The organism is Streptomyces sp. NBC_01508 (assembly GCF_045040315.1).
In the GTDB taxonomy this organism is placed as follows: domain Bacteria; phylum Actinomycetota; class Actinomycetes; order Streptomycetales; family Streptomycetaceae; genus Streptomyces.
In genome coordinates this window covers 2,805,428-2,825,191 of the sequence record NZ_CP109419.1, presented here as the reverse complement: position 1 = coordinate 2,825,191, position 19,764 = coordinate 2,805,428, and the positions used below count along the sequence as shown (strand labels likewise).

The following is a 19,764-nucleotide window of genomic DNA, read 5'->3' as shown; positions in this document are numbered from 1 at the left end:
CGCGGCCCGTCCGGCGCGCTCGCTCAGCCGCCGTTGACCTTCGCCGCGATGCGGTCGCCGACGTTCTTGTCGATGTTGCGCCAGTACTGGAACGCCCGGTCGAGGACCGGCCGGCTCACGCCCTGGAGCAGATGACCGGAGACGTTCGACACCAGCCGGTCGCGCTGCGCGTCGTCGAGCACCTTGCGGACCTGGGCGCCCGCCTGGCCCCAGTCGTCGTCCTCGCGGCGCTTCGTGTACGCCTCACGGACCATGTCGCCCGCCGCCGCCCAGCCCGCCGGGTCGCCGTAGCGCCGCGTCTCGGCGGCCGGGCCGCCGTACGAGTTCGGGGCGTACGGCATCGCCGCGTTCGACGCGAGGTACCGCATCGGGCCGTCCTTGGCGTACGAGTTCACCGGCGAGTGCGGCCGGTTGGGCGGCAGCTGCGCGTAGTTCGGGCCGATCCGGTACCGGTGCGTGTCCGGGTACGAGAAGAGCCGGCCGAGCAGCATCTTGTCCGGCGAGGGGCCGATGCCCGGCACCATGTTCGACGGCTCGAAGGCGGCCTGCTCGATGTGGATGAAGAAGTCGTCCGGGTTCTTGTTGAGCGTCATCCGGCCGACATCGATCAGCGGGTAGTCGCCGTGCGGCCACACCTTCGTCAGGTCGAACGGGTTGAAGCGGTAGTCCGCCGCGTCCTCGAACGGCATGACCTGGACCTTCAGGCTCCAGGTCGGCGCGTTCCCCGACTCGATCGACTCGTACAGATCCCTGCGGTGGTGGTCCCCGTCAGAGCCCGCCATCGCGTCGGCGTCCGCCTGGGCGAGGTAGCCGATGCCCTGGTCGGTCTTGAAGTGGTACTTGACCCAGAAGCGCTCGCCGCCGCCGTTCACCCACATGTAGGTGTGCGAGCCGTAGCCGTTCATGTGGCGGAAGGACTTCGGGATGCCCCGGTCGCCCATCAGCCAGGTCACCTGGTGCGCGGACTCGGGTGACAGGGTCCAGAAGTCCCACTGCATGTCGTTGCTGCGCAGCCCGGTGGCCGGGTGGCGCTTCTGCGAGCGGATGAAGTCCTGGAACTTGATCGTGTCGCGGACGAAGAAGACCGGCGTGTTGTTGCCCACCAGGTCGTAATTGCCGTGCTCCGTATAGAACTTCAGGGCGAAGCCGCGGGGGTCGCGCCAGGTGTCGGGAGAGCCCTGCTCACCGGCGACCGTCGAGAAGCGGGCCAGCATCTCGGTGCGCTTGCCCGGCTGGAAGAGGTCGGCCTTGGTGAACTGGCTGACGTCGTGGGTCACTTCGAAGACGCCGTACGCGCCCGCGCCCTTGGCGTGGACCACTCTCTCGGGGACCCGCTCCCGGTTGAACTGCGCCATCTTCTCGATGAGGTAGTGGTCCTGGAGCAGGATCGGGCCGTCGGGACCGACGGTGAGCGAGTTCTCGTCGCTCTCCACCGGGATGCCGGCGTTGTTGGTCGTGTACGGGGCCTTGGGCGTCGACTCGGTCACGAGCGGCCTCCCGTCGGTAGAGGGTTCCCGCGGCGGGAGTACGGCGCCACGGGACGACAGCGGTCGTACCGACCGCCTGCCCCAGTGAAACCCGCCGACACATCGTCGGCAACATTTGACGTCAGCCGCCGGTGGAGACCGGACCGGGCCGGTCCAGGCGTCGGAATCGACGCCCGAACCGGCCCGGACAGGCCCCGCACAACGCCCTACGGACGCGTCGAGATCTCGAACCAGACGACCTTGCCGGTGGACAGCCGCGTCGCGCCCCAGCGCCTCGCCAGCCGGTTGACCAGGAACAGGCCCCGGCCACCCTCGTCCGTGTCACGGGCCCGGCGCTGGCGCGGCAACTGCGGCGAGTCGTCGCCGACCTCGCAGCGCAGCACGTCGGTGCGCAGCAGCCGCAGCGTGACGGGCCGCTCCGCGTACCGCACCGCGTTGGTCACCACCTCGCTGATCAGCAGCTCGACCGAATCGCTCAGCTCCTCCAGGCCCCAGCGCGAGAGCGCGCGTCTGGCCAGGCGCCTGGCCCGTCCCGGCGCGGCGTCCTCCGGCTCCAGGAACCAGTACGCGACATCGCTCGGCGCGATCCCGTCGAAGCGGGCGGCCAGCAGCGCGATGTCGTCGTCGCGGTCGCCGGGCCCCAGCACGTCCAGCACGTCGTCGCACAGCGCCTCCAAAGGAGGCGAGTGGTCCGGGCCGGTGAGCTGCGCCGTCGCGGCGAGCCGCTCCCGCAGTTGCTCGATGCCCGTCCACACGTCACGCAGCCGCGACTCCACGAGGCCGTCCGTGTAGAGCAGCAGCGTGGCACCGGCCGGCGCGTCCAGTTCGACGGCCTCGAAGTCCACCCCGCCGACACCGATCGGGGCACCGGGCGGCACCCGCAGCACCTCGGCCCGGCCGCCCAGGTGCAGCAGTATGGGCGGCGGATGGCCGGCGTTGGCGATGGTGATGCGGTGCGAGACCGGGTCGTACACCGCGTACAGGCAGGTGGCCATCCGGTCGGTGCCCAGCCGCTGCGCCTGCTCGTCCAGGTGGTGCAGCACCTCCTGCGGAGGCAGGTCGAGACCGGCGAGGGTCTGCGCGGTCGTCCGGAGTTGGCCCATGATCGCGGCGGAGGTCATCGAGTGGCCCATGACGTCACCGACGACGAGGGCGACGCGGCTGCCGGGCAGCGGGATCGCGTCGTACCAGTCGCCGCCCACCCGGGCCGTCTCGGCGGCGGGCAGATAGCGGGAGGCCAGTCGTACGCCCGTGGGCTGCGGCAGCCCCTCCGGGAGCATCGTGCGCTGGAGCTCGTCCGCGATGTACGCCTCGCGGCCGTACAGCACCGCCTTGTCGATGCCGAGCGCGGTGTGCGTCGCGAGCTGCGCGGCCACCAGCAGGTCGTTGGGCTCGAAGGCCGGGCGGTCGGGCCTCCGTAGGAAGACGGCGGCGCCGATGACGCGCCGCCTGCCGCGCAGCGGGGCCAGGATCGCGCGCCGGCCACCGGGCACGGCCATCTCGTCGCCCAGCAGCTCCGGCAGCGCCACGCGGGCGGCGGCGGAGTCGCCGAAGACCGGCCGGACACCGCGCAGCACCTCGGAGAGCGCGCCGCCGGACGCCACCTCGCACAGCTGCGCGGCGGGCATCACATCCGTCTGCGGGTCCAGGACCGGCACCCGGCCGGCCTCGGACTCCGGCAGCTGGATTCCCATGGCGGCGGTACCGGCCACGCCCGTGCTCTCGCCGCCCTCCTCGGTGAGCCGCAGCCGGTCCGTACGGCGCAGCCTCAGTACGAAGGGCGAGATCGGGCGCTCGTCGCCGACGGGCAGCGGGTCGCGGAGGTAGACGAGTATCGCGTCGGAGAACGTCGGGACGGTCGCCCGGCACAGACCGAGCACGATCTCGTCCAGGTCGATGCCCCGCGCGATACGACGGGTCGCGGCCCCCACGAAGCGCAGCCGGTCGCCCTCGCGCCGCGCGGCGCCCACCGGGTCCTGCGGCGACGCCGCCGAGGGCACGGGGGCCCGCTCGGCCGCGGGCGTGGGCGGCGACGGCACCGACGGCTGCGGTACGGCGGCGGACGCCTCCTGCCGTGGCCGGGTACGTTCCTGGGACCGGGCAGCCACGGGCTGCCGGCCTTCATGGGAGGTGGGATGCTCCGTCACGCGTGGGATTCCGTCCGTCCGGGCCGGTGGTGCGAGACAACCGATTCGACTGGCGATGCCACCCTTGTGCAGGGTGTCCCGGGTCTGTGCCCGCAGGGGCCTTCGCGGCCGGACCGCCCGGAGTGCCCGGACCGCCCGGACACCGGGACCTTCCGCCGGAAACTCCCCGCGCGGGGATCGCGAGCACGGATGCCAGGGCGGCAGGCGTCCTGCACGGCTCCACCCCCTCGGTCAGGTCCAGCGGCTGATGTGCGGCTGTCCTACGGCTGTCTGCGGCTTGTCGGGCCTGTGGGCTCGTTCGTCGTGCGAGTCGTTCCCGCGTGTGTCGTACGTGGTGCGGCTCGATGGTCCAGCGATATGACTCTAAGTCAGCTCCGTTGCCCCGCACGCGCGTTGCTCGGGCGCGGCCCTGCGGAGGACGATCCTACGTTTGAACCCTGGGGGCGTATCAAGGGTCTCACGACGTCGGCGAACCCGTCCCGGTGATCACCAGGTCGGTGCGGCCACCTGCCGTTCTGCCTCATCTGGTTCGAACCTTCGCCGGTTCGGGGGCCCGGTCCCAGCCCGGCGGCAGCTCGGGCACCGACCACCGGGGGTCGGGCCGCCAGTTCTCCCAGCCGTCGGAGAACGGCGCGCCCCACGCCTTGATCATGTCGACCGCCGCACTCCCGGCCTCCCGGACGCGCAGCGCCTGGCCCGCGTCCAGCAGCCCGGCCCGCTGGGCCTCGGCGAACTCGTCCTCGTCCCGCCAGAGCCAACTGCGGTCCGGATAGACCGAGATGTCGAGGAAGTGGTCCTCGGAGTCGATGCCGCCCGCCCAACGCACGCGCGGCTCCTCCAAGTTCACGTACCAGCTGCGGAACTCCCAGCCCTGTTCCCAGAACAGCCACACCGACCACGGCTCGTCGGGCCTGGCCAGCTTCAGCACACCCGTGCCCTCCCAGTGGGCGCGGGCCGTGGTGCGCGGCGCCGTGTACCGGGTGGCGAGCGGTTCGTGGTGCACGGGCGTGCCGTCGGCGAGCACCGGCTTCACGCACTCGGTGCCCGGCGCCATCCACACGGCGAGCAGGTCCTCGGTGTCCTGGACGACGGTCACCGGGCGGCAGATGTGCACATGGTGAGAGCCGTTGTCCCGGTAGCGCCAGAGAATCCGCTCGCCCCGGTCCCAGTGTCGAATGCCGTCCGCACCTGTCATGCGCAGATCTTAGGGCGGAGCCGGCGCGGGCGCTGTGAGGTGCGTCCGGACGGCTCGATCCTGTCGGCTCCGATCATGGCCCGGCCCCAGGGAGGGGCGGACCGGACCGGCCTTACGGGCGCGTCATCCGCAGCACGTCCAGCGCCTCGTCCAACTGCTCCAGTGTGAGGTCGCCGCGTTCCACATAGCCGGACTCCAGCACCACCTCGCGGATCGTGCGCCGCTCGGCCAGCGACTTCTTGGCGACCTTCGCCGCCTCCTCGTAGCCGATGTACTTGTTCAGCGGGGTGACGACGGAGGGGGACGACTCCGCGTACCGGCGGGCCCGCTCCACGTTCGCAGTGATGCCGTCGACGGTGCGGTCCGCCAGCAGCCGGGAGACGTTGGCGAGCAGCCGTACGGACTCCAGGAGGTTCCTCGCGATCACCGGCAGCATCACGTTCAGCTCGAAGTTCCCCGCCGCCCCGGCCGTGGCGACGGTCGCGTCGTTGCCGGTGACCTGGGCGGCCACCATCAGGACGGCCTCGGGGATCACCGGATTGACCTTGCCCGGCATGATCGACGAGCCGGGCTGGAGATCGGGCAGATTGATCTCGGCCAGCCCGGTGCGCGGCCCCGACGCCATCCAGCGCAGGTCGTTGGAGATCTTCGTGAGCGAGACGGCGACGGTACGGAGCTGGCCCGAGGTCTCCACGAGCCCGTCCCGCGCGCCCTGCGCCTCGAAGTGGTCCCGGGCCTCGGTCAGCGGCAGCCCGGTCGTGCGGGCCACCTCGGCGATGACGGCGGCCGGGAAGCCGGGCGGGGTGTTGATGCCGGTGCCCACCGCCGTACCGCCCAGGGGCAGCTCGGCCAGTCGCGGGAGAGCCGATTCCAGCCGCTCGATCCCGTACCGGACGGCCGCCGCGTAACCGCCGAACTCCTGGCCCAGCGTGACGGGCGTCGCGTCCATCAGATGCGTACGGCCCGACTTCACGACGTCCGCGAACTCCCGCGCCTTGCGCTCCAGGGAGGCGGCGAGATGGCCGAGCGCCGGGATCAGATCGGCGGTGACGGCGGCCGTCGCGGCGATGTGGATGCTGGAGGGGAACACGTCGTTGGAGCTCTGCGAGGCGTTGACGTGGTCGTTGGGGTGCACGTCGCGGCCCAGCCGCTCGGTGGCGAGCGTGGCGATGACCTCGTTGGCGTTCATGTTGGACGAGGTGCCCGAGCCGGTCTGGAAGACGTCCACCGGGAAGTGCGCGTCCCAGCGGCCATCGGCGACCTCGGCCGCCGCGCTCCGTACCGCCTCGGCGATGTCCGGGTCCAGCACGCCGAGTTGGGCGTTGACGGTGGCGGCGGCGGCCTTGATACGGGCCAGGGCCTCGATATGGGCGCGTTCGATGGGCCGGCCCGAGATGGGGAAGTTCTGTACGGCCCGCTGGGTCTGGGCGCGCCATTTGGCGTCCGCCGGGACCTGGATCTCGCCCATCGAGTCGTACTCGGTGCGGTGACCCGCGCCAGTGGTCGGTGTGTCCGGGTGCGTGCCCGCGTCGCTCGTCATCGTGGTGGTACCTCCTACAGAAGTTGAGCAATTGTCTTGTTCAGAGTGTTCCCAAGTCTCTTACCGACCAGTAGAAACCCCTGGTAACACTGAGATCGGGGAGGCCATGCACCGTACGAGACCCACCTTCCGAAGTACCGTCGCCACGCTCGCCGCATTCGCGACCGTCGTCGGCGGACTCGTCGCACTTACCCCCGCGGCCCAGGCGTCGGCTCCCACCGCCGCGCCCGCGGCCGCCCGCGCGTCCACCCCGCTGCCGCCCGCCCTGGAGGAGATCCGCGCGGCCGAGGCCACCCGTCTCTACGGCGACCCCGCGGAGCGCCCGCTCGACCAGCGCAAGACGGGACTCGTCTCGCTCGGCGACAGCCAGATCTCCGGCGAGGGCGTCGGCACCTACGAGCCGGGCACGGACGGGCCCGACAACTGGTGCCACCGGTCGCCCGACTCGGCCATCCACCGCACCGGGATCGCGGCGGACGTCACGTACAACGTCTCCTGCTCCGGTGCCTCGACCGTCAACGTCCGCGTCGGTGGCACGGCGCAGTACGCCGACGAGCTGGTGCAGAGCGACAGTCTCGCCGTCAAGGCGCGCAACACCAAGATCAAGATGGTGCTGCTGGTGGCGGGCGCGAACGACGATCTCCAGTTCGGTCCGGTGATGACCGACTGCGTGGTGCGCTGGTTCACCCTCCAGGGGCCGTGCGCCGACAAGTACCGGGCCGGCTGGCAGGCGCGGGTCGACGGACTCGTCCCGAAGGTCGAGTCGACCGTGGCCGACCTGCGGGGCGTCATGCGCGACGCGGGGTACGCCGACGGTGACTACAAGCTCGTCGTGATGGGCTACCCGGGGCCGCTCGCCCCCGACTTCCGCGACAATCCCCACTTCCCGGGGAAGATCCCCGGCGGCTGCACCGTCTCCGACGAGGACACCGCCTGGGCCCGGGACGGCGCCGTCCCCGCGTTCCAGAGCGGCATGCGGAAGGCGGCGAACAACGCGGGCGCGGTGTATCTGGACAACTCGCGGCTCTTCCACGGCCATGAGGTGTGCACGGACGACGACTGGGTGCGGGGTCTGTACGTCGACATCACCAACCCCTTCCCGCCGAGCGCGAATTCGGTCCGGCAGTCCTTCCACCCGAACGCCGCCGGACACCTCGCCTTCGCGTCGTGCCTGACCCAGCTGTACGACTCGGGTCTGCGCGAGGCGAGTTGCGCCGATCCGGCGAGTACGGGGCGGCCCGCCCTCCAGCCGGGCGGCTGGGACGACGCGTTTCAGCCACTGAAGAACGCGGGGACCGGCTCCTGCGTCGACGTGAGCGCGTCGAAGACCCGCAACGGCTCCAAGGTCACCGGCTACGGCTGCGGCGACGGCCGTAACCAGGGCTGGTGGTACGACACCGGCACGGGCGCCGGCGCCCGGTCGCTGCACAGCGAGCTGAGCCACGACCGCTGCCTCGACGTCCCGTCGGGCACGTACCGCGCGGGCGCCGCGCTCTCCCTGTGGGACTGCCACGGTGGCGAGAACCAGAAGTTCGTACGCGAGGCGGGCACCATCCGCCCGGCGTCGGCGGGCACGCTCTGTCTGACCCTGGCGTCGGAGCGGGACCCGCTCCGGCTCCAGAACTGCGACGGGTCGGCGAACCAGCGCTTCGTCTGACCGCTCCACAACGCTCCACAAGCCGCTACGCGCGTGCGCCGACGCGCGTAGCGGCTTGGCAGTGGCTTCCGGCCGCCTTCGGGCGGCTCCAGCGGCTTCGGGCCGCCTACGCGAGGCCGGGACCCCGCACCGGGATGCTGGTGAACGTCGGCGCCGGCGCGGGCTCGGTGAAGAAGTCGTTGCCCTTGTCGTCCACGACGACGAACGCGGGGAAGTCCTCGACCTCGATCTTCCAGACCGCCTCCATGCCCAGCTCCTCGTACTCCAGGACCTCCACCTTCCGGATGCAGTCCTGCGCGAGCCGCGCCGCCGGGCCGCCGATCGAGCCGAGGTAGAAGCCGCCGTGTGTGCCGCACGCGTCGGTGACCTGTTTCGAGCGGTTGCCCTTGGCGAGCATGACCTTCGAGCCGCCCGCCGCCTGGAACTGCTCCACGTAGCTGTCCATCCGCCCCGCCGTCGTCGGGCCGAACGACCCGGAGGCGTAGCCCTCGGGCGTCTTGGCGGGTCCCGCGTAGTACACCGGGTGATCCTTCAGGTACTGCGGCATCTCCTCGCCCGCGTCCAGCCGCTCCTTGATCTTGGCGTGCGCGATGTCGCGCGCCACGACCAGCGTTCCGGTCAGCGAGAGCCGGGTCTTGACGGGGTGCCTGGTCAGCTCGGCCAGGATGTCGTCCATCGGCCGGCCGAGGTCGATCCGTACGACGTCGTTCTCGTCGGCCCCGTCCAGCTGCTCGTCCGTGGTGTCGGGCAGGAAGCGCGCCGGGTCGGTCTCCAACCGCTCCAGGAAGACCCCCTCGGCGGTGATCTTCGCGGTCGCCTGGCGGTCCGCCGAGCAGGAGACGGCGATCGCGACCGGCAGCGAGGCGCCGTGCCGCGGGAGCCGTACGACACGCACGTCGTGGCAGAAGTACTTACCGCCGAACTGCGCCCCGATACCGATCTTCTGCGTCAGCTCGAAGACCTTCTCCTCCAGCTCCTTGTCACGGAAGCCGTGACCGGTGGGGGAGCCCTCGGGGGGCAGCTCGTCCAGGTAGTGCGCGGAGGCGTACTTCGCCGTCTTGAGCGCGAACTCGGCGGACGTGCCGCCGACGACGATCGCCAGGTGGTACGGCGGACAGGCGGCCGTACCGAGTGAACGGATCTTCTCCTCCAGGAACTTCATCATGGAGGTCTCGTTCAGGACGGCCTTCGTCTCCTGGTAGAGGAACGACTTGTTGGCCGAGCCGCCGCCCTTGGCCATGAAGAGGAACTTGTAGGCGCCGCCGTCGGTCGCGTACAGCTCGATCTGCGCGGGCAGGTTCGAGCCGGTGTTCTTCTCGTCCCACATGGTCAGCGGGGCCATCTGCGAGTAGCGCAGATTGAGCTTCGTGTACGCGTCGTAGATGCCGTGCGACAGGGCCGCCTCGTCGCCGCCCTCCGTAAGGACGTGCTGCCCGCGCTTGCCCATGACGATGGCCGTGCCCGTGTCCTGGCACATGGGCAGCACACCGGCGGCGGCGATGTTGGCGTTCTTCAGGAGGTCGAGCGCCACGAACTTGTCGTTCGACGACGCGTCCGGGTCGTCGACGATCCTGCGCAGCTGGGCGAGGTGGGCCGGGCGCAGATAGTGCGAGATGTCGTGCATCGCCTCGGCGGCGAGCGTGCGCAGCGCCTCGGGAGCGACCTTGAGGAACGTACGGCCGTCGGCCTCGAAGGTGGAGACGCCGTCGGCGGTCACCAGGCGGTACGGCGTGGTGTCCTCTCCCAGAGGGAGCAGATCGGAGTACGCAAACTCTGGCATTTCGGCCATTCCTCACTCGACGGGCGGCGGCTGGCCTTCGTCGGACAGCGCGCCTCTCAGCGTAAGACGTGGCGCGCGGGCGGACGGGGTGAGGTGAGACTCAGTAGGAGGCGGCGACGGGCGGGCGACGGGGGTCGTGGACGGGGGCGGGAGCGCGGCTCGGGAGTATGGCTCGGGAGTGCGCGTCGGGAGTGCGGCTCGGCCAACCCCGGCGGTGTCGCCCCTAGTCGCGATCTATCGCGTTTCGCTACTCTGGTGTCGTGGACCTCGAAAAGCACCCCCAGAAGCCGGTCGCGCCGGTGGAGCCCCACGCCGGTATCCGGGCCTCCGACGCCGACCGGGACCGGATCGCCGACATCCTCAGGGAAGCCCTCGCGCTCGGTCGCCTGGATGCCGAGGAGCACTCCGAACGGATCGACGCCGTCTACCGCGCCAAAACCATGGGCGAACTGGAGCCACTGGTCAAGGACTTGCCGGCGACACCCGGCGCCACCCGGCCCGCCGCCGCGGCGCAGACGTACGGCCCCGACGACGAGACCGAGCCCGCCGAGACGATGGTGGCGATCTTCAGCAGCTCGACCCGCAAGGGCCGTTGGCGGGTGGGCCGCCGTACGAATGCCTTCGCGCTCTTCGGCAGCATCGAGATCGACCTGACCGAGGCGATCTTCACCCAGCGGACGACCGTGATCAACGCGACCGCCATCTTCGGCTCGATCGAGGTCCGGGTCCCGGAGAACATCTCCCTGCGCGGCGGCGGCACCGGCGTCTTCGGCAACTTCGAGGTGCGCACGCTGGAGGGCGCCGACGGGGATGCCCCGGTCGTGGTCGTCAACGGCTACTCGGTCCTCGGCAGCATCGAGGCCAAGCCGAAGCGCGGCAAGTTCATCGCGGACCTCAACAGGCGGCTGCGCAAGCATCTGGGCCAATGACCGCCGTTCTGCGGGCTGTTGATCCGTTCCGCTTCGGGTTCCGCTTCGGCCTGCGGTCAGGTCCGGTCGGGTGCTGTCAGGGCGGCCACCGGCCGGTCCGGGGCGGCGCTTCCGCGGTTCCGTACGGCGTTCCGCGGGTCGTATCCCAGTGCCACTCAGTGCTTAGGCGTGCGCACAGCGGGTAGGGACTGCTGCATCGTCTCTCGCTCGCGAAGCCGTCGTCAGGAGTGGACCGTGCTGCCATTGCCGCATCAGCCCCTGCAGGTCGCCGCCGTACCGCCCCAGCGGAGTCCCGCTCGGGAGGATCAGGCCGGACCCTGGCATTCGGAGGCGGTGTGCCGCCGGGACGAAGCCGGGTTGTTCTTCGCCCCCTCCAAGGAGCCGACGGCCGCGAGGCTGGCGCGTGAGGAGGCCGCCAAGCGGGTCTGCGCCCGCTGCCCGGTGATGGTCGACTGCCGGGAACACGCGCTGCTCCAGCCCGAGCCGTACGGGGTGTGGGGCGGCCTCACCGCCGCCGAGCGCCGGGTGGTCCTGGCGCGCCGCAGGCGGCGCGAGATCGAGCTGCGGAACGCGGCGTCGGCCTCGGGCCGGATCGCCGCGGCGGGCTGACCGCAGTCCCGTTCGACCGGATGTGACCGGGGCGCCCCCCGCACATGGGGAGCGCCCTGGCTTCACGCGTACCGCACGCCTGCTGGGAACCGCGTACCGCTACTTCGCGCGGTCGAAGTCGATCGTGCTGTAGGCGCGCAGCTTCGACAGCCGGTGTGTCGAGTCGATCTGCCGGATCGTGCCGGACTTGGACCGCGTCACCATGGACTGGGTCGTCGCGGTCTCCGAGCGGTACCGCACCCCGCGCAGCAACTCGCCGTCGGTGATGCCCGTCGCGACGAAGAACACGTTGTCGCCGCTGACCAGGTCGTCCGTCGACAGCACCCGGTCCAGATCGTGCCCGGCGTCGAGCGCCCGCTGCCGTTCGGCGGCGTCCTTCGGCCAGAGCCTGCCCTGGATGGTGCCGCCGAGGCACTTGATCGCGCACGCCGAGATGATGCCCTCGGGGGTGCCGCCGATGCCCATCAGCAGGTCGACGCCGGTGCCCTCGCGTACGGCCATGATCGAGCCGGCCACGTCGCCGTCCGAGATGAACTTGATCCGCGCGCCGGTCTCGCGGATCTCCTTCACGATGCCGTCGTGGCGGGGGCGGTCGAGGATGACGACCGTGACGTCCTCGGGGGACGAGTTCTTGGCCTTGGCGACGCGGCGGATGTTGACCGAGACGGGGGCGTTGATGTCGACGAAGTCGGCGGCCTCGGGCCCGGTCACCAGCTTGTCCATGTAGAAGACCGCCGACGGGTCGAACATGGTGCCGCGGTCGGCCGCCGCGAGGACGGCGATGGCGTTGGGCATGCCCTTGGCGTTGAGCGTGGTGCCGTCGATCGGGTCCACGGCGATGTCGACCTCGGCGCCGGTGCCGTCGCCGACCCGCTCACCGTTGAACAGCATCGGGGCTTCGTCCTTCTCGCCCTCGCCGATGACGACGACGCCGTTCATCGAGACGGTCGAGACGAGGGTGCGCATGGCGTTCACGGCCGCGCCGTCCGCGCCGATCTTGTCGCCGCGTCCGACCCAGCGGCCGGCGGCCATGGCGGCGGCCTCGGTGACGCGTACGAGTTCGAGGGCCAGGTTGCGGTCGGGGGCCTCCGGAGAGACCTCCAGCGGCGACGGGAGTTGATGCTCGGTCATCGGAACGCACCTTTCTGCACGGCGACGGCCGGAATGAGGGTGCTGCGACTCTAGCGGTACGTCGACAAAATGAGCAGAGGGGCCCACGTATGAGCGTGAACCCTGGATGCGACGATGGGGAGGTGGCAGGTATGCGAGGCAAACAGACGGTACGGGGCATGTTCCTGTCGATGGCGGTCATCGTCGCCGTCGCCGGGGCGTTCTATCTGATCAACCCGCACGACGAGAACGCGGATCCGCTCAAGGCGGTGGACTACCGGGTCGAGTTGGTGACGGCGCAGCGCGCGGCACCGTACCCGGTGATGGCGCCGAAGGGCCTCCCGAAGACCTGGAAGCCGACATCGGTGTCGTACGTGCGGCAGGACGGCAACGCGTGGCATCTCGGCTTCCTGGACCCCGACCGTGAGTACGTCGCGGTGGAGCAGTCGACGGACCCGGCGGGGAAGTACATCGCCGACGTCACGCACGACGCCGAGGACACCGGGAAGAGCTCGCGGGTGGGCGGCGAGACCTGGCAGCGGTGGGAGGGGCCGAAGTACGACGCCCTGGTCCGCACCGCCGAGGGCGTGACGACGGTCGTGACGGGTACGGCGCCGCACGAGCGGCTCGTCGAGATGGTGGAGGCGCTGGAGCCCGGCAAGTCCTGACCGGCGCGGGACACGAGGAGGCCGCCGCTCCTTCCGGGGGCGGCGGCCTCCTCGCGCGTGGCCCGGGCGACGTGACTCAGACGTGGCTCGTGCGTGGCTCAGACGGTGGTGACGACCTCGTCGAAGGGCAGGCGCGGGGCGCGCGGGCGCCAGGCGTCCTCGCCGGGCTTGCCGATGTTCACGACCATCAGGGGCGTGTGGTCGCCGTCCAGGAATTCCTTCTGGACGCCGGCGTGGTCGAAGCCGGTCATCGGGCCCGCGGCCAGACCGGCGGCACGGACGCCGACGATGAAGTACGCGGCCTGGAGCGCGGCGTTCATTCCGGCGTTCCGCTCACGTACCGGGCGCTCGGAGAAGAACGCGTCCTTGGCGGCGGGGAACACCGGGAAGAGATGGGGGAGTTCCTCGTGGAACTCGTTGTCCGCGGCGAAGATCGCGGCCAGCGGGGCGGTGGACGTCTTGGGCTTGTTTCCATCGCTCATGTGCTGGACGAGGCGCTCGCGGGCCTCGGCGGAGCGGACCAGGACGACGCGCAGCGGTGTCTGGTTGAAGGCGGTGGGGCCGAACTTCACCAGGTCGTAGATCGCCTGAATCTGCTCTTCGGTCACCGGCTCGTCGGTGAACGTGTTGGCGGTATGGGCCTCACGGAAGAGGAGATCCTGGGCTGCGGGGTCAAGGGCGAAAGACATGGGGGCGTACCTTCCGGGACGGGCGGACCGACCAAATGATCGATCAAACAACGCCGCCAACGTACGCCTCGATGTATTAACTTTCAACTAAAACCAGGGCTGTGGTGACTCGCCTCACACACTGTTGACAATGGGAGCGCCCGGTCGATCTTCTCGGCGGACGGCCGACGGCGGACGGCCGAGAAGATCGACCGGCGACGGCCGCTTGCCTCAGGCCGCTTGCCTCAGGCCTCGTGGTCCGGCGCCGGGTCCGGGTCCGGGTCCGCCAGCGAGGCGTCGAGGCGGGCCCGCGCGCCGTCCAGCCAGCGGCGGCAGACCTTGGCCAGCTCCTCGCCCCGCTCCCACAGGGCCAGCGACTCCTCCAGCGTCGTACCGCCGGTCTCCAGACGGCGCACGACGTCGATCAGCTCGTCCCGCGCCTGCTCGTAGCCGGGCGCGTCCGCGCCGGCGGCCGTTGCTGTCCCGCTGTCCGTCTTGGCCATGTGATCCACCCTATGTGCGGTCTACGACAACGAATACGTGAGGAAAGGCATGCGCGAGTACGGGCCGAAGCCGCCCCACGGGGCTCATTCGCGGACCCGCACCGTGAACTCGCCCTCCGCTACCCTGGCCCGCAGCTCCTGGTCCGCCGAGACCTCCGCCGAGGAGCGGACGACGGCCCCGTCCGGCCGCTGGAGCACCGCGTACCCACGCTCCAGCGTCGCCGCCGGCGACAGCGAGACCACACGTGCGCGGGTGTGCGACAGCTCCGAGTCCGCGCGGTCCAGCAGATGCCGCAGCACCCGCCGGCTGCGGTCGACCAGCGCGTCGATCTCGCTCTCGCGCTCGTCCACCATCCGGTGGGGCCGCTCCATCACCGGCCGGGCCAGCGCGTGGGCCAGCCCACGCTCCTCCCGGTCGAGCAGCCCCCGCACCGTCCGCAGCGCCCGGTCCCGCAGCGCCCGCACCCGGTCCAGCTCCTCACCGACGTCCGGCACGGCCTTCTTGGCCGCGTCCGTGGGCGTCGAGGCCCGTACGTCGGCGACCAGGTCCAGCAGGGGCGAGTCGGGCTCGTGGCCGATCGCCGACACGACGGGCGTACGGCAGGCGGCCACCGCCCGTACCAACTGCTCGTCCGAGAACGGCAGCAGATCCTCCACGCTGCCCCCGCCACGCGCCACGATGATCACGTCGACCTCGGGCAGGTCGTCCAGCTCCTTGACCGCCTGGACGACCTGACTGACCGCGTTGACCCCCTGCACGGCGGTGTTGCGGACCTCGAAGCGGACGGCGGGCCAGCGCCGCCGCGCGTTCTCCAGGACGTCCCGCTCGGCCGCCGAAGCCCGCCCGCAGACGAGCCCGATCAGCTGCGGCAGAAAGGGCAGCGGGCGTTTGCGATCGGCGGCGAACAGCCCCTCGGCGCCCAGCGACTTCTTCAACTGCTCCAGTCTGACGAGCAGTTCGCCGATGCCGACCGGCTTTATCTCGGTGGCCCGCAGCGACAGCTGCCCCCTCGGCGCGTACCACTCCGGCTTCGCGTGCACCACGACCCGCGCGCCCTCCGACACGACGTCGGCGATCGCGTCGAAGACCTGCCGGTAGCAGGTGACGCTCACCGAGATGTCGTACGACGGGTCGCGCAGCGTCAGGAACACGACCCCGGCACCGGGCCTGCGCGACAGCTGGGTGATCTGTCCCTCGACCCAGATGGCGCCGAGCCGGTCGATCCAGCCGCCGATGAGGCGCGACACCTCGCCGACGGGCAGCGGGGCGTCCGCGGACGTGTTGAGAGCCATGCGGTCGAGCGTATCGGCCGCCTCCGACAACGCGGCCCACATCGGGAACGGTTGAGGACGCACGGGACGCACGGGAGGCACGGGAGGCCGTGCGCAACCCGAGGCCCGTACGGGGACTATGAAGCCTTGGGAGTCTTCGGGGGACTCGGGGGACTCGGCGCGACCGTGCCGCGACGCCACTGGATCGCGAGCACCACCAGCCCCACCGCCAGCCAGATCGCACCCACCACCTGCGCCGACCCCGCCGCCTCCACGATCACCGCGACCAGCACACCGGCACCGACCACCGGCAGCACCACATGCGCCAGGATCCGTGGCGGGCCCTCCATCCGCCGTACGGCGTACCAGCCGACCACCGACGCGTGCAGCAGGATGAACGCCGTCAGCGCCCCGACGTCGACCACCGACACCAGATGGTCCAGCCCGTCGTCGCGCCTGGCCGCCCACACGGCGGCGATCAACGTCACCACCGCCGCGAGCAGCAGCGCCACGCGAGGCGTACCCCCGTCCGTACGGGACAGCAGTCGCGGCAGCCGCCGCTCCCGGCCCATCGCGAAGAGCAGCCGGCCGGCGGCGGCCTGTCCCGCCAGCGCGGCGAACGCGGCGCCGATCGCCTTGCTCACCGCGACCAGGTCGTGCAGCCACGTTCCCACGGAGGCGTCCACCGCGTCGTAGAAGGCCGACCCCTGCTTGGCCGGGTCGGCGGCCAACTCCGCCGAGCTGAGCGGTTCGAGGAGCGCCACGAGATAGGTCTGCGCGACGAACAGCACACCGGCGAGCGCCAGACAGAACAGCACGGCCCGCGCCACCTTCCGCGAACCGCCCGTCACCTCCTCCGCGAAGGAGGCGATCGCGTCGAAGCCCAGATACGACAGCACGGCGACCGACACCGCGCCGAGCACCGCGGTCATGGAGAAACCCATGTCGCCGGTGAACGGCGACAGCCAGCCGCGCGTCGCCCCGTCCCGTACGAGCACCACGATCGCCGACACCACGAACACCATCAGCACCACGATCTCCATCGCGAGGACGAAGAAACCGACCCGCGCGGCGGCCCGTACGCCCCAGAGATTGAGCAGCGTGGTGATCACGACGGCGAGCCCGGTCCAGATCCACCGGTCGACGGAGGGCACCAGCGCCTCCATCGCGATACCGGCGAAGAGATACGCGACGGCCGGGATCAGGAGGTAGTCGAGCATCGCCATCCAGCCGGCGATGAACCCCGGCCCCTCGCCGAGCCCCTTGCGCGCGTACGCGAAGACCGAACCGGCCTGCGGCGCGACCCGGATCATCTGCGCGTAACTGAAGGCCGTGAAGGCCATGGCGACGGTCGCGAAGACGTAGACGAGCGCCACGGCCCCGTGCGACTTGGCGTCGAGCGTGCCGTACACACCGACCGGGGCCATGGGCGCGATGAAGAGGAGCCCGTACACGACGAGATCTCGGAACCCCAGCGTCCGCCGCAGCCCGCCCACCGCGTCCGCGCCACCGCCGGAGCCCCCGCCGCCCGTCAGCGGATCCGTACCGCCCGCACCGCTCGTACCGTCCGAATCGCCCGCGCCGCTGTCGGCCATCGCGTCCCTCCGTCGATCACGTAGGCCCAGTCTCGGCCCGGCCGGTGATCTCCCGCCTCTTCTGGGCGGCCTTACGATGGTGGGCATGACTGCTACGCCCAGCCCGACGCCCGCCGCCGGCCCGAACGCGGACGCCGCGCGCCGCGCGGGCAAACGCGTCCTGCTCGCCGCGCCCCGTGGTTACTGCGCGGGCGTGGACCGTGCCGTGATCGCCGTGGAGAAGGCCCTGGAGCAGTACGGGGCTCCGATCTACGTCCGGCACGAAATCGTCCACAACAAGTATGTCGTGCAGACCCTTCAAAGGAAGGGCGCGATTTTCGTCGAGGAGACGGCGGAGGTCCCGGAGGGATCGATCGTCATGTTCTCCGCGCACGGCGTGGCCCCCGTCGTCCACGACGAGGCCGCGGACCGCAAGCTCGCGACCATCGACGCGACCTGCCCCCTGGTCACCAAGGTCCACAAGGAAGCCGTGCGCTTCGCCAGTGAGGACTACGACATCCTGCTGATCGGCCACGACGGCCACGAAGAGGTCATCGGCACCTCCGGCGAGGCCCCCGACCACATCACGCTGGTCGACGGACCCGACGATGTCGCCAACGTCGAGGTGCGCGACGAGTCCAAGGTCGTCTGGCTCTCCCAGACGACCCTCTCCGTGGACGAGACGATGGAGACGGTCGACAAGCTCAAGGAGAAGTTCCCGCTGCTCATCGCGCCGCCGAGCGACGACATCTGCTACGCCACGCAGAACCGGCAGATCGCCGTCAAGCAGATGGGCGCCGACGCGGAACTGGTCATCGTCGTCGGGTCGAAGAACTCCTCGAACTCGGTACGGCTGGTGGAGGTCGCCCTCGGCGCCGGCTCCCGCGACGCCCATTTGGTGGACTCCGCCGACGAGATCGACGCGGCCTGGCTGGAAGGCGTCACGACGGTCGGCGTCACCTCCGGCGCGTCCGTCCCCGAGATCCTGGTCGAAGGCGTCCTGGAATGGCTCACGGGGCACGGCTTCGCCGACGTCGAGATCGTCAAGGCCGCCGAGGAGTCGATCGTCTTCTCACTGCCCAAGGAACTCCGCCGTGACCTGCGCGCGGAGGCCGCCGGCCTGGCCGAGAAGTAGGGCGACGGGGTCATCTCCCCGTAACGTTGCGTCCATGAACGTCTTCGGAGTGGACATCGGCGGCTCTGGCATCAAGGGCGCGCCCGTGGACCTGGAGCGCGGTGAGCTGGCAGAGCCGCGTCACAAAGTGCTCACGCCACAGCCGGCCACGCCCGACGAGGTGGCCGGCTGCGTCGCCGAGGTGGTCGAGCACTTCAGCTGGTCCGGCCCGGTCGGCATCACCTTCCCGGGAGTGGTCACGGGCCCGGTCGTCCGCACGGCCGCGAACGTCGACAAGCGCTGGATCGACACGGACGCCGGCGAACTGCTCGGCAAGCGGCTGAATCTGCCCGTCACGATCCTCAACGACGCGGACGCGGCGGGCGTGGCCGAGATGACCTTCGGCGCGGGCAAGGGCCGACAGGGCACCGTGTTCCTGCTGACCTTCGGTACGGGGATCGGCAGCGCGCTCTTCATCGACGGCAAGCTCGTCCCGAACACCGAGCTGGGCCACCTGGAGCTGAACGGCCACGACGCGGAGAGGCACGCGTCGACGAAGGCCAAGGAAGACCACGACCTGAGCTGGCACCACTGGGCGCACCGGGTGCAGAAGTATCTGGCACACGTGGAGATGCTGTTCTCGCCGGAACTGTTCATCATCGGCGGCGGCGTCAGCCGCAAGGCGGACAAGTTCATCCCGCTCATCGAGGGCGTCAAGGCGGAGATCGTTCCGGCGCGGCTTCAGAACAACGCGGGCATCGTGGGCGCCGCGATGACGGCCGCGGCCCGCTGACCACGGACCGCCGGACGCGCCGCCCCCTGAGCGGCCCGTCCGGCGCTCTGCTGCCGGACCCTAGACGCGGCGGGCGACGGCGCTCGCGGCGCTGCCGCCCGACCTCCCCGCGCTCGCACCGCGGGTGGCCGCCGCGTCGCGTGCGCGCTGTCGGCGGCCCATCTGGCGGACCTTCCGTACGGAGGCGATGACCCCGGCGACGAGCGTGCCGCCGTACAGCCAGCCCGCCTGTACGGCCAGCGCGGTCACGACGGCCATCGTCTGCCCGCCGAATCCGCCGGTCCCGCCGGAGATCGGCAGGGTGCCGAAGGCGAAGGCGATCGGCACGCTGATCGGGGCGGTCACCAGGTCGGCGGTCCGCACCCAGAGCGCCGTCAACGCGCTGACCGGCAGGAACAGCACCCCGTAGACCAGGGGCTCACCGTCGAACAGCAATTGGTCCAGGCACCCGATCAGAAGCATCGCGGCGGCGGCGAAGAGCCCGGCGCCCAGCCCCGTCAGCCGGGGATTCGGCAGTCTGCGCAGGGTGAGCACGACAGGTGGCACCCGGCGCGTGGTCGGTGCGGGAACCCGGTGGACGGCGGCGGCCTCGGCGACGGCGCCCTGCGGGCTCAGAGGGCTCTGCGGCGGCCGTGGCCGGCGCTGGGGGGGACGTGTCCTGTGCTGCTCCACCGGAACAACCTAGGTCGCATGGCTGTCGGATTCAGGCGATGGACAC

General features: G+C 70.8%; 17 protein-coding genes. 6 read left to right on the top strand and 11 right to left on the bottom strand.

The window, feature by feature from the left end:
• Positions 1-23: 23 nt before the first annotated feature.
• The 4 genes from OG700_RS12710 to OG700_RS12695 form a co-directional block, all read right to left on the bottom strand.
• A complete protein-coding gene (locus tag OG700_RS12710) occupies positions 24-1,487 on the bottom strand; it encodes a catalase (RefSeq protein ID WP_405612918.1) in 1,464 nt (487 codons plus the stop codon).
• Positions 1,488-1,693: 206 nt separating this feature from the next.
• A complete protein-coding gene (locus OG700_RS12705; RefSeq protein WP_405612916.1) occupies positions 1,694-3,634 on the bottom strand; it encodes a SpoIIE family protein phosphatase in 1,941 nt (646 codons plus the stop codon).
• A gap of 520 nt (positions 3,635-4,154) precedes the next feature.
• Positions 4,155-4,829 carry a DUF402 domain-containing protein gene (locus OG700_RS12700; protein WP_405612914.1) on the bottom strand — a complete coding sequence of 225 codons (675 nt, stop codon included), beginning with the start codon at positions 4,827-4,829 and terminating at the stop codon, positions 4,155-4,157.
• A 112-nt stretch (positions 4,830-4,941) separates the two neighbouring features.
• A complete protein-coding gene (locus OG700_RS12695) occupies positions 4,942-6,369 on the bottom strand; it encodes a class II fumarate hydratase (protein WP_405612912.1) in 1,428 nt (475 codons plus the stop codon).
• A gap of 106 nt (positions 6,370-6,475) precedes the next feature.
• Between OG700_RS12695 and OG700_RS12690 the strand changes: the two genes are divergently transcribed.
• Positions 6,476-8,026: a ricin-type beta-trefoil lectin domain protein gene (locus OG700_RS12690; protein WP_405612910.1), complete on the top strand. Its 1,551-nt coding sequence runs from the start codon at positions 6,476-6,478 to the stop codon at positions 8,024-8,026.
• 106 nt (positions 8,027-8,132) lie between these two features.
• Here OG700_RS12690 and OG700_RS12685 read toward each other — a convergent pair whose 3' ends face one another.
• Entirely contained in the window at positions 8,133-9,815 is a 1,683-nt protein-coding gene (locus OG700_RS12685; protein ID WP_405612908.1) for a fumarate hydratase, read from the bottom strand.
• A 251-nt stretch (positions 9,816-10,066) separates the two neighbouring features.
• Between OG700_RS12685 and OG700_RS12680 the strand changes: the two genes are divergently transcribed.
• Positions 10,067-10,735 carry a DUF1707 domain-containing protein gene (locus tag OG700_RS12680; protein WP_405612906.1) on the top strand — a complete coding sequence of 223 codons (669 nt, stop codon included), beginning with the start codon at positions 10,067-10,069 and terminating at the stop codon, positions 10,733-10,735.
• 234 nt (positions 10,736-10,969) lie between these two features.
• Positions 10,970-11,344: a WhiB family transcriptional regulator gene (locus tag OG700_RS12675; protein WP_405612904.1), complete on the top strand. Its 375-nt coding sequence runs from the start codon at positions 10,970-10,972 to the stop codon at positions 11,342-11,344.
• Between the two features lie 99 nt (positions 11,345-11,443).
• Here OG700_RS12675 and glpX read toward each other — a convergent pair whose 3' ends face one another.
• Positions 11,444-12,475 (bottom strand): class II fructose-bisphosphatase, encoded by a 1,032-nt coding sequence (gene glpX, locus OG700_RS12670; protein ID WP_405612902.1) that lies wholly within the window; start codon positions 12,473-12,475, stop codon positions 11,444-11,446.
• Between the two features lie 131 nt (positions 12,476-12,606).
• Here glpX and OG700_RS12665 point away from each other — a divergent pair, with 131 nt between their 5' ends.
• Positions 12,607-13,122, top strand: a complete 516-nt coding sequence (locus OG700_RS12665) for a DUF4245 domain-containing protein (protein WP_405612900.1) — start codon at positions 12,607-12,609, stop codon at positions 13,120-13,122.
• Between the two features lie 98 nt (positions 13,123-13,220).
• Here the strand turns inward: OG700_RS12665 and OG700_RS12660 are convergent, their stop codons facing one another.
• From OG700_RS12660 to OG700_RS12645, 4 genes are all read right to left on the bottom strand, one after another.
• Complete coding sequence (locus OG700_RS12660; RefSeq protein WP_405612898.1) at positions 13,221-13,811, bottom strand: malonic semialdehyde reductase; 591 nt, start codon at positions 13,809-13,811, stop codon at positions 13,221-13,223.
• 224 nt (positions 13,812-14,035) lie between these two features.
• Positions 14,036-14,293 (bottom strand): exodeoxyribonuclease VII small subunit, encoded by a 258-nt coding sequence (locus tag OG700_RS12655; RefSeq protein WP_405612896.1) that lies wholly within the window; start codon positions 14,291-14,293, stop codon positions 14,036-14,038.
• An 84-nt stretch (positions 14,294-14,377) separates the two neighbouring features.
• Positions 14,378-15,586: an exodeoxyribonuclease VII large subunit gene (gene xseA / locus OG700_RS12650; RefSeq protein WP_405612894.1), complete on the bottom strand. Its 1,209-nt coding sequence runs from the start codon at positions 15,584-15,586 to the stop codon at positions 14,378-14,380.
• Between the two features lie 116 nt (positions 15,587-15,702).
• The gene (locus OG700_RS12645) at positions 15,703-17,160 is read right to left on the bottom strand and encodes an APC family permease (RefSeq protein ID WP_405612892.1); all 1,458 of its coding nucleotides are present in this window, start codon (positions 17,158-17,160) and stop codon (positions 15,703-15,705) included.
• A gap of 85 nt (positions 17,161-17,245) precedes the next feature.
• On the opposite strand from OG700_RS12645, the gene OG700_RS12640 reads away from it, so the two are divergent.
• Together OG700_RS12640 and ppgK are read left to right on the top strand one after the other, a co-directional pair.
• Positions 17,246-18,274: a 4-hydroxy-3-methylbut-2-enyl diphosphate reductase gene (locus OG700_RS12640; RefSeq protein ID WP_405612890.1), complete on the top strand. Its 1,029-nt coding sequence runs from the start codon at positions 17,246-17,248 to the stop codon at positions 18,272-18,274.
• A 34-nt stretch (positions 18,275-18,308) separates the two neighbouring features.
• Positions 18,309-19,046 carry a polyphosphate--glucose phosphotransferase gene (ppgK, locus tag OG700_RS12635; RefSeq protein ID WP_405612888.1) on the top strand — a complete coding sequence of 246 codons (738 nt, stop codon included), beginning with the start codon at positions 18,309-18,311 and terminating at the stop codon, positions 19,044-19,046.
• A 60-nt stretch (positions 19,047-19,106) separates the two neighbouring features.
• Here ppgK and OG700_RS12630 read toward each other — a convergent pair whose 3' ends face one another.
• Positions 19,107-19,718 carry a DUF6542 domain-containing protein gene (locus OG700_RS12630; protein ID WP_405612886.1) on the bottom strand — a complete coding sequence of 204 codons (612 nt, stop codon included), beginning with the start codon at positions 19,716-19,718 and terminating at the stop codon, positions 19,107-19,109.
• Positions 19,719-19,764: the final 46 nt, after the last annotated feature.

What these genes read in the sequence shown, in the direction of transcription:
- OG700_RS12700 (WP_405612914.1), bottom strand. Translation starts at nt 4,829, where the DNA reads ATGACAGGTGCGGACGGCATTCGACACTGGGACCGGGGCGAGCGGATT.
- OG700_RS12690 (WP_405612910.1), top strand. Translation starts at nt 6,476, where the DNA reads ATGCACCGTACGAGACCCACCTTCCGAAGTACCGTCGCCACGCTCGCC.
- OG700_RS12640 (WP_405612890.1), top strand. Translation starts at nt 17,246, where the DNA reads ATGACTGCTACGCCCAGCCCGACGCCCGCCGCCGGCCCGAACGCGGAC.
- glpX (WP_405612902.1), bottom strand. Translation starts at nt 12,475, where the DNA reads ATGACCGAGCATCAACTCCCGTCGCCGCTGGAGGTCTCTCCGGAGGCC.
- OG700_RS12655 (WP_405612896.1), bottom strand. Translation starts at nt 14,293, where the DNA reads ATGGCCAAGACGGACAGCGGGACAGCAACGGCCGCCGGCGCGGACGCG.
- OG700_RS12685 (WP_405612908.1), bottom strand. Translation starts at nt 9,815, where the DNA reads ATGGCCGAAATGCCAGAGTTTGCGTACTCCGATCTGCTCCCTCTGGGA.
- ppgK (WP_405612888.1), top strand. Translation starts at nt 18,309, where the DNA reads ATGAACGTCTTCGGAGTGGACATCGGCGGCTCTGGCATCAAGGGCGCG.
- OG700_RS12660 (WP_405612898.1), bottom strand. Translation starts at nt 13,811, where the DNA reads ATGTCTTTCGCCCTTGACCCCGCAGCCCAGGATCTCCTCTTCCGTGAG.
- xseA (WP_405612894.1), bottom strand. Translation starts at nt 15,586, where the DNA reads ATGGCTCTCAACACGTCCGCGGACGCCCCGCTGCCCGTCGGCGAGGTG.
- OG700_RS12695 (WP_405612912.1), bottom strand. Translation starts at nt 6,369, where the DNA reads ATGACGAGCGACGCGGGCACGCACCCGGACACACCGACCACTGGCGCG.
- OG700_RS12665 (WP_405612900.1), top strand. Translation starts at nt 12,607, where the DNA reads ATGCGAGGCAAACAGACGGTACGGGGCATGTTCCTGTCGATGGCGGTC.
- OG700_RS12645 (WP_405612892.1), bottom strand. Translation starts at nt 17,160, where the DNA reads ATGGCCGACAGCGGCGCGGGCGATTCGGACGGTACGAGCGGTGCGGGC.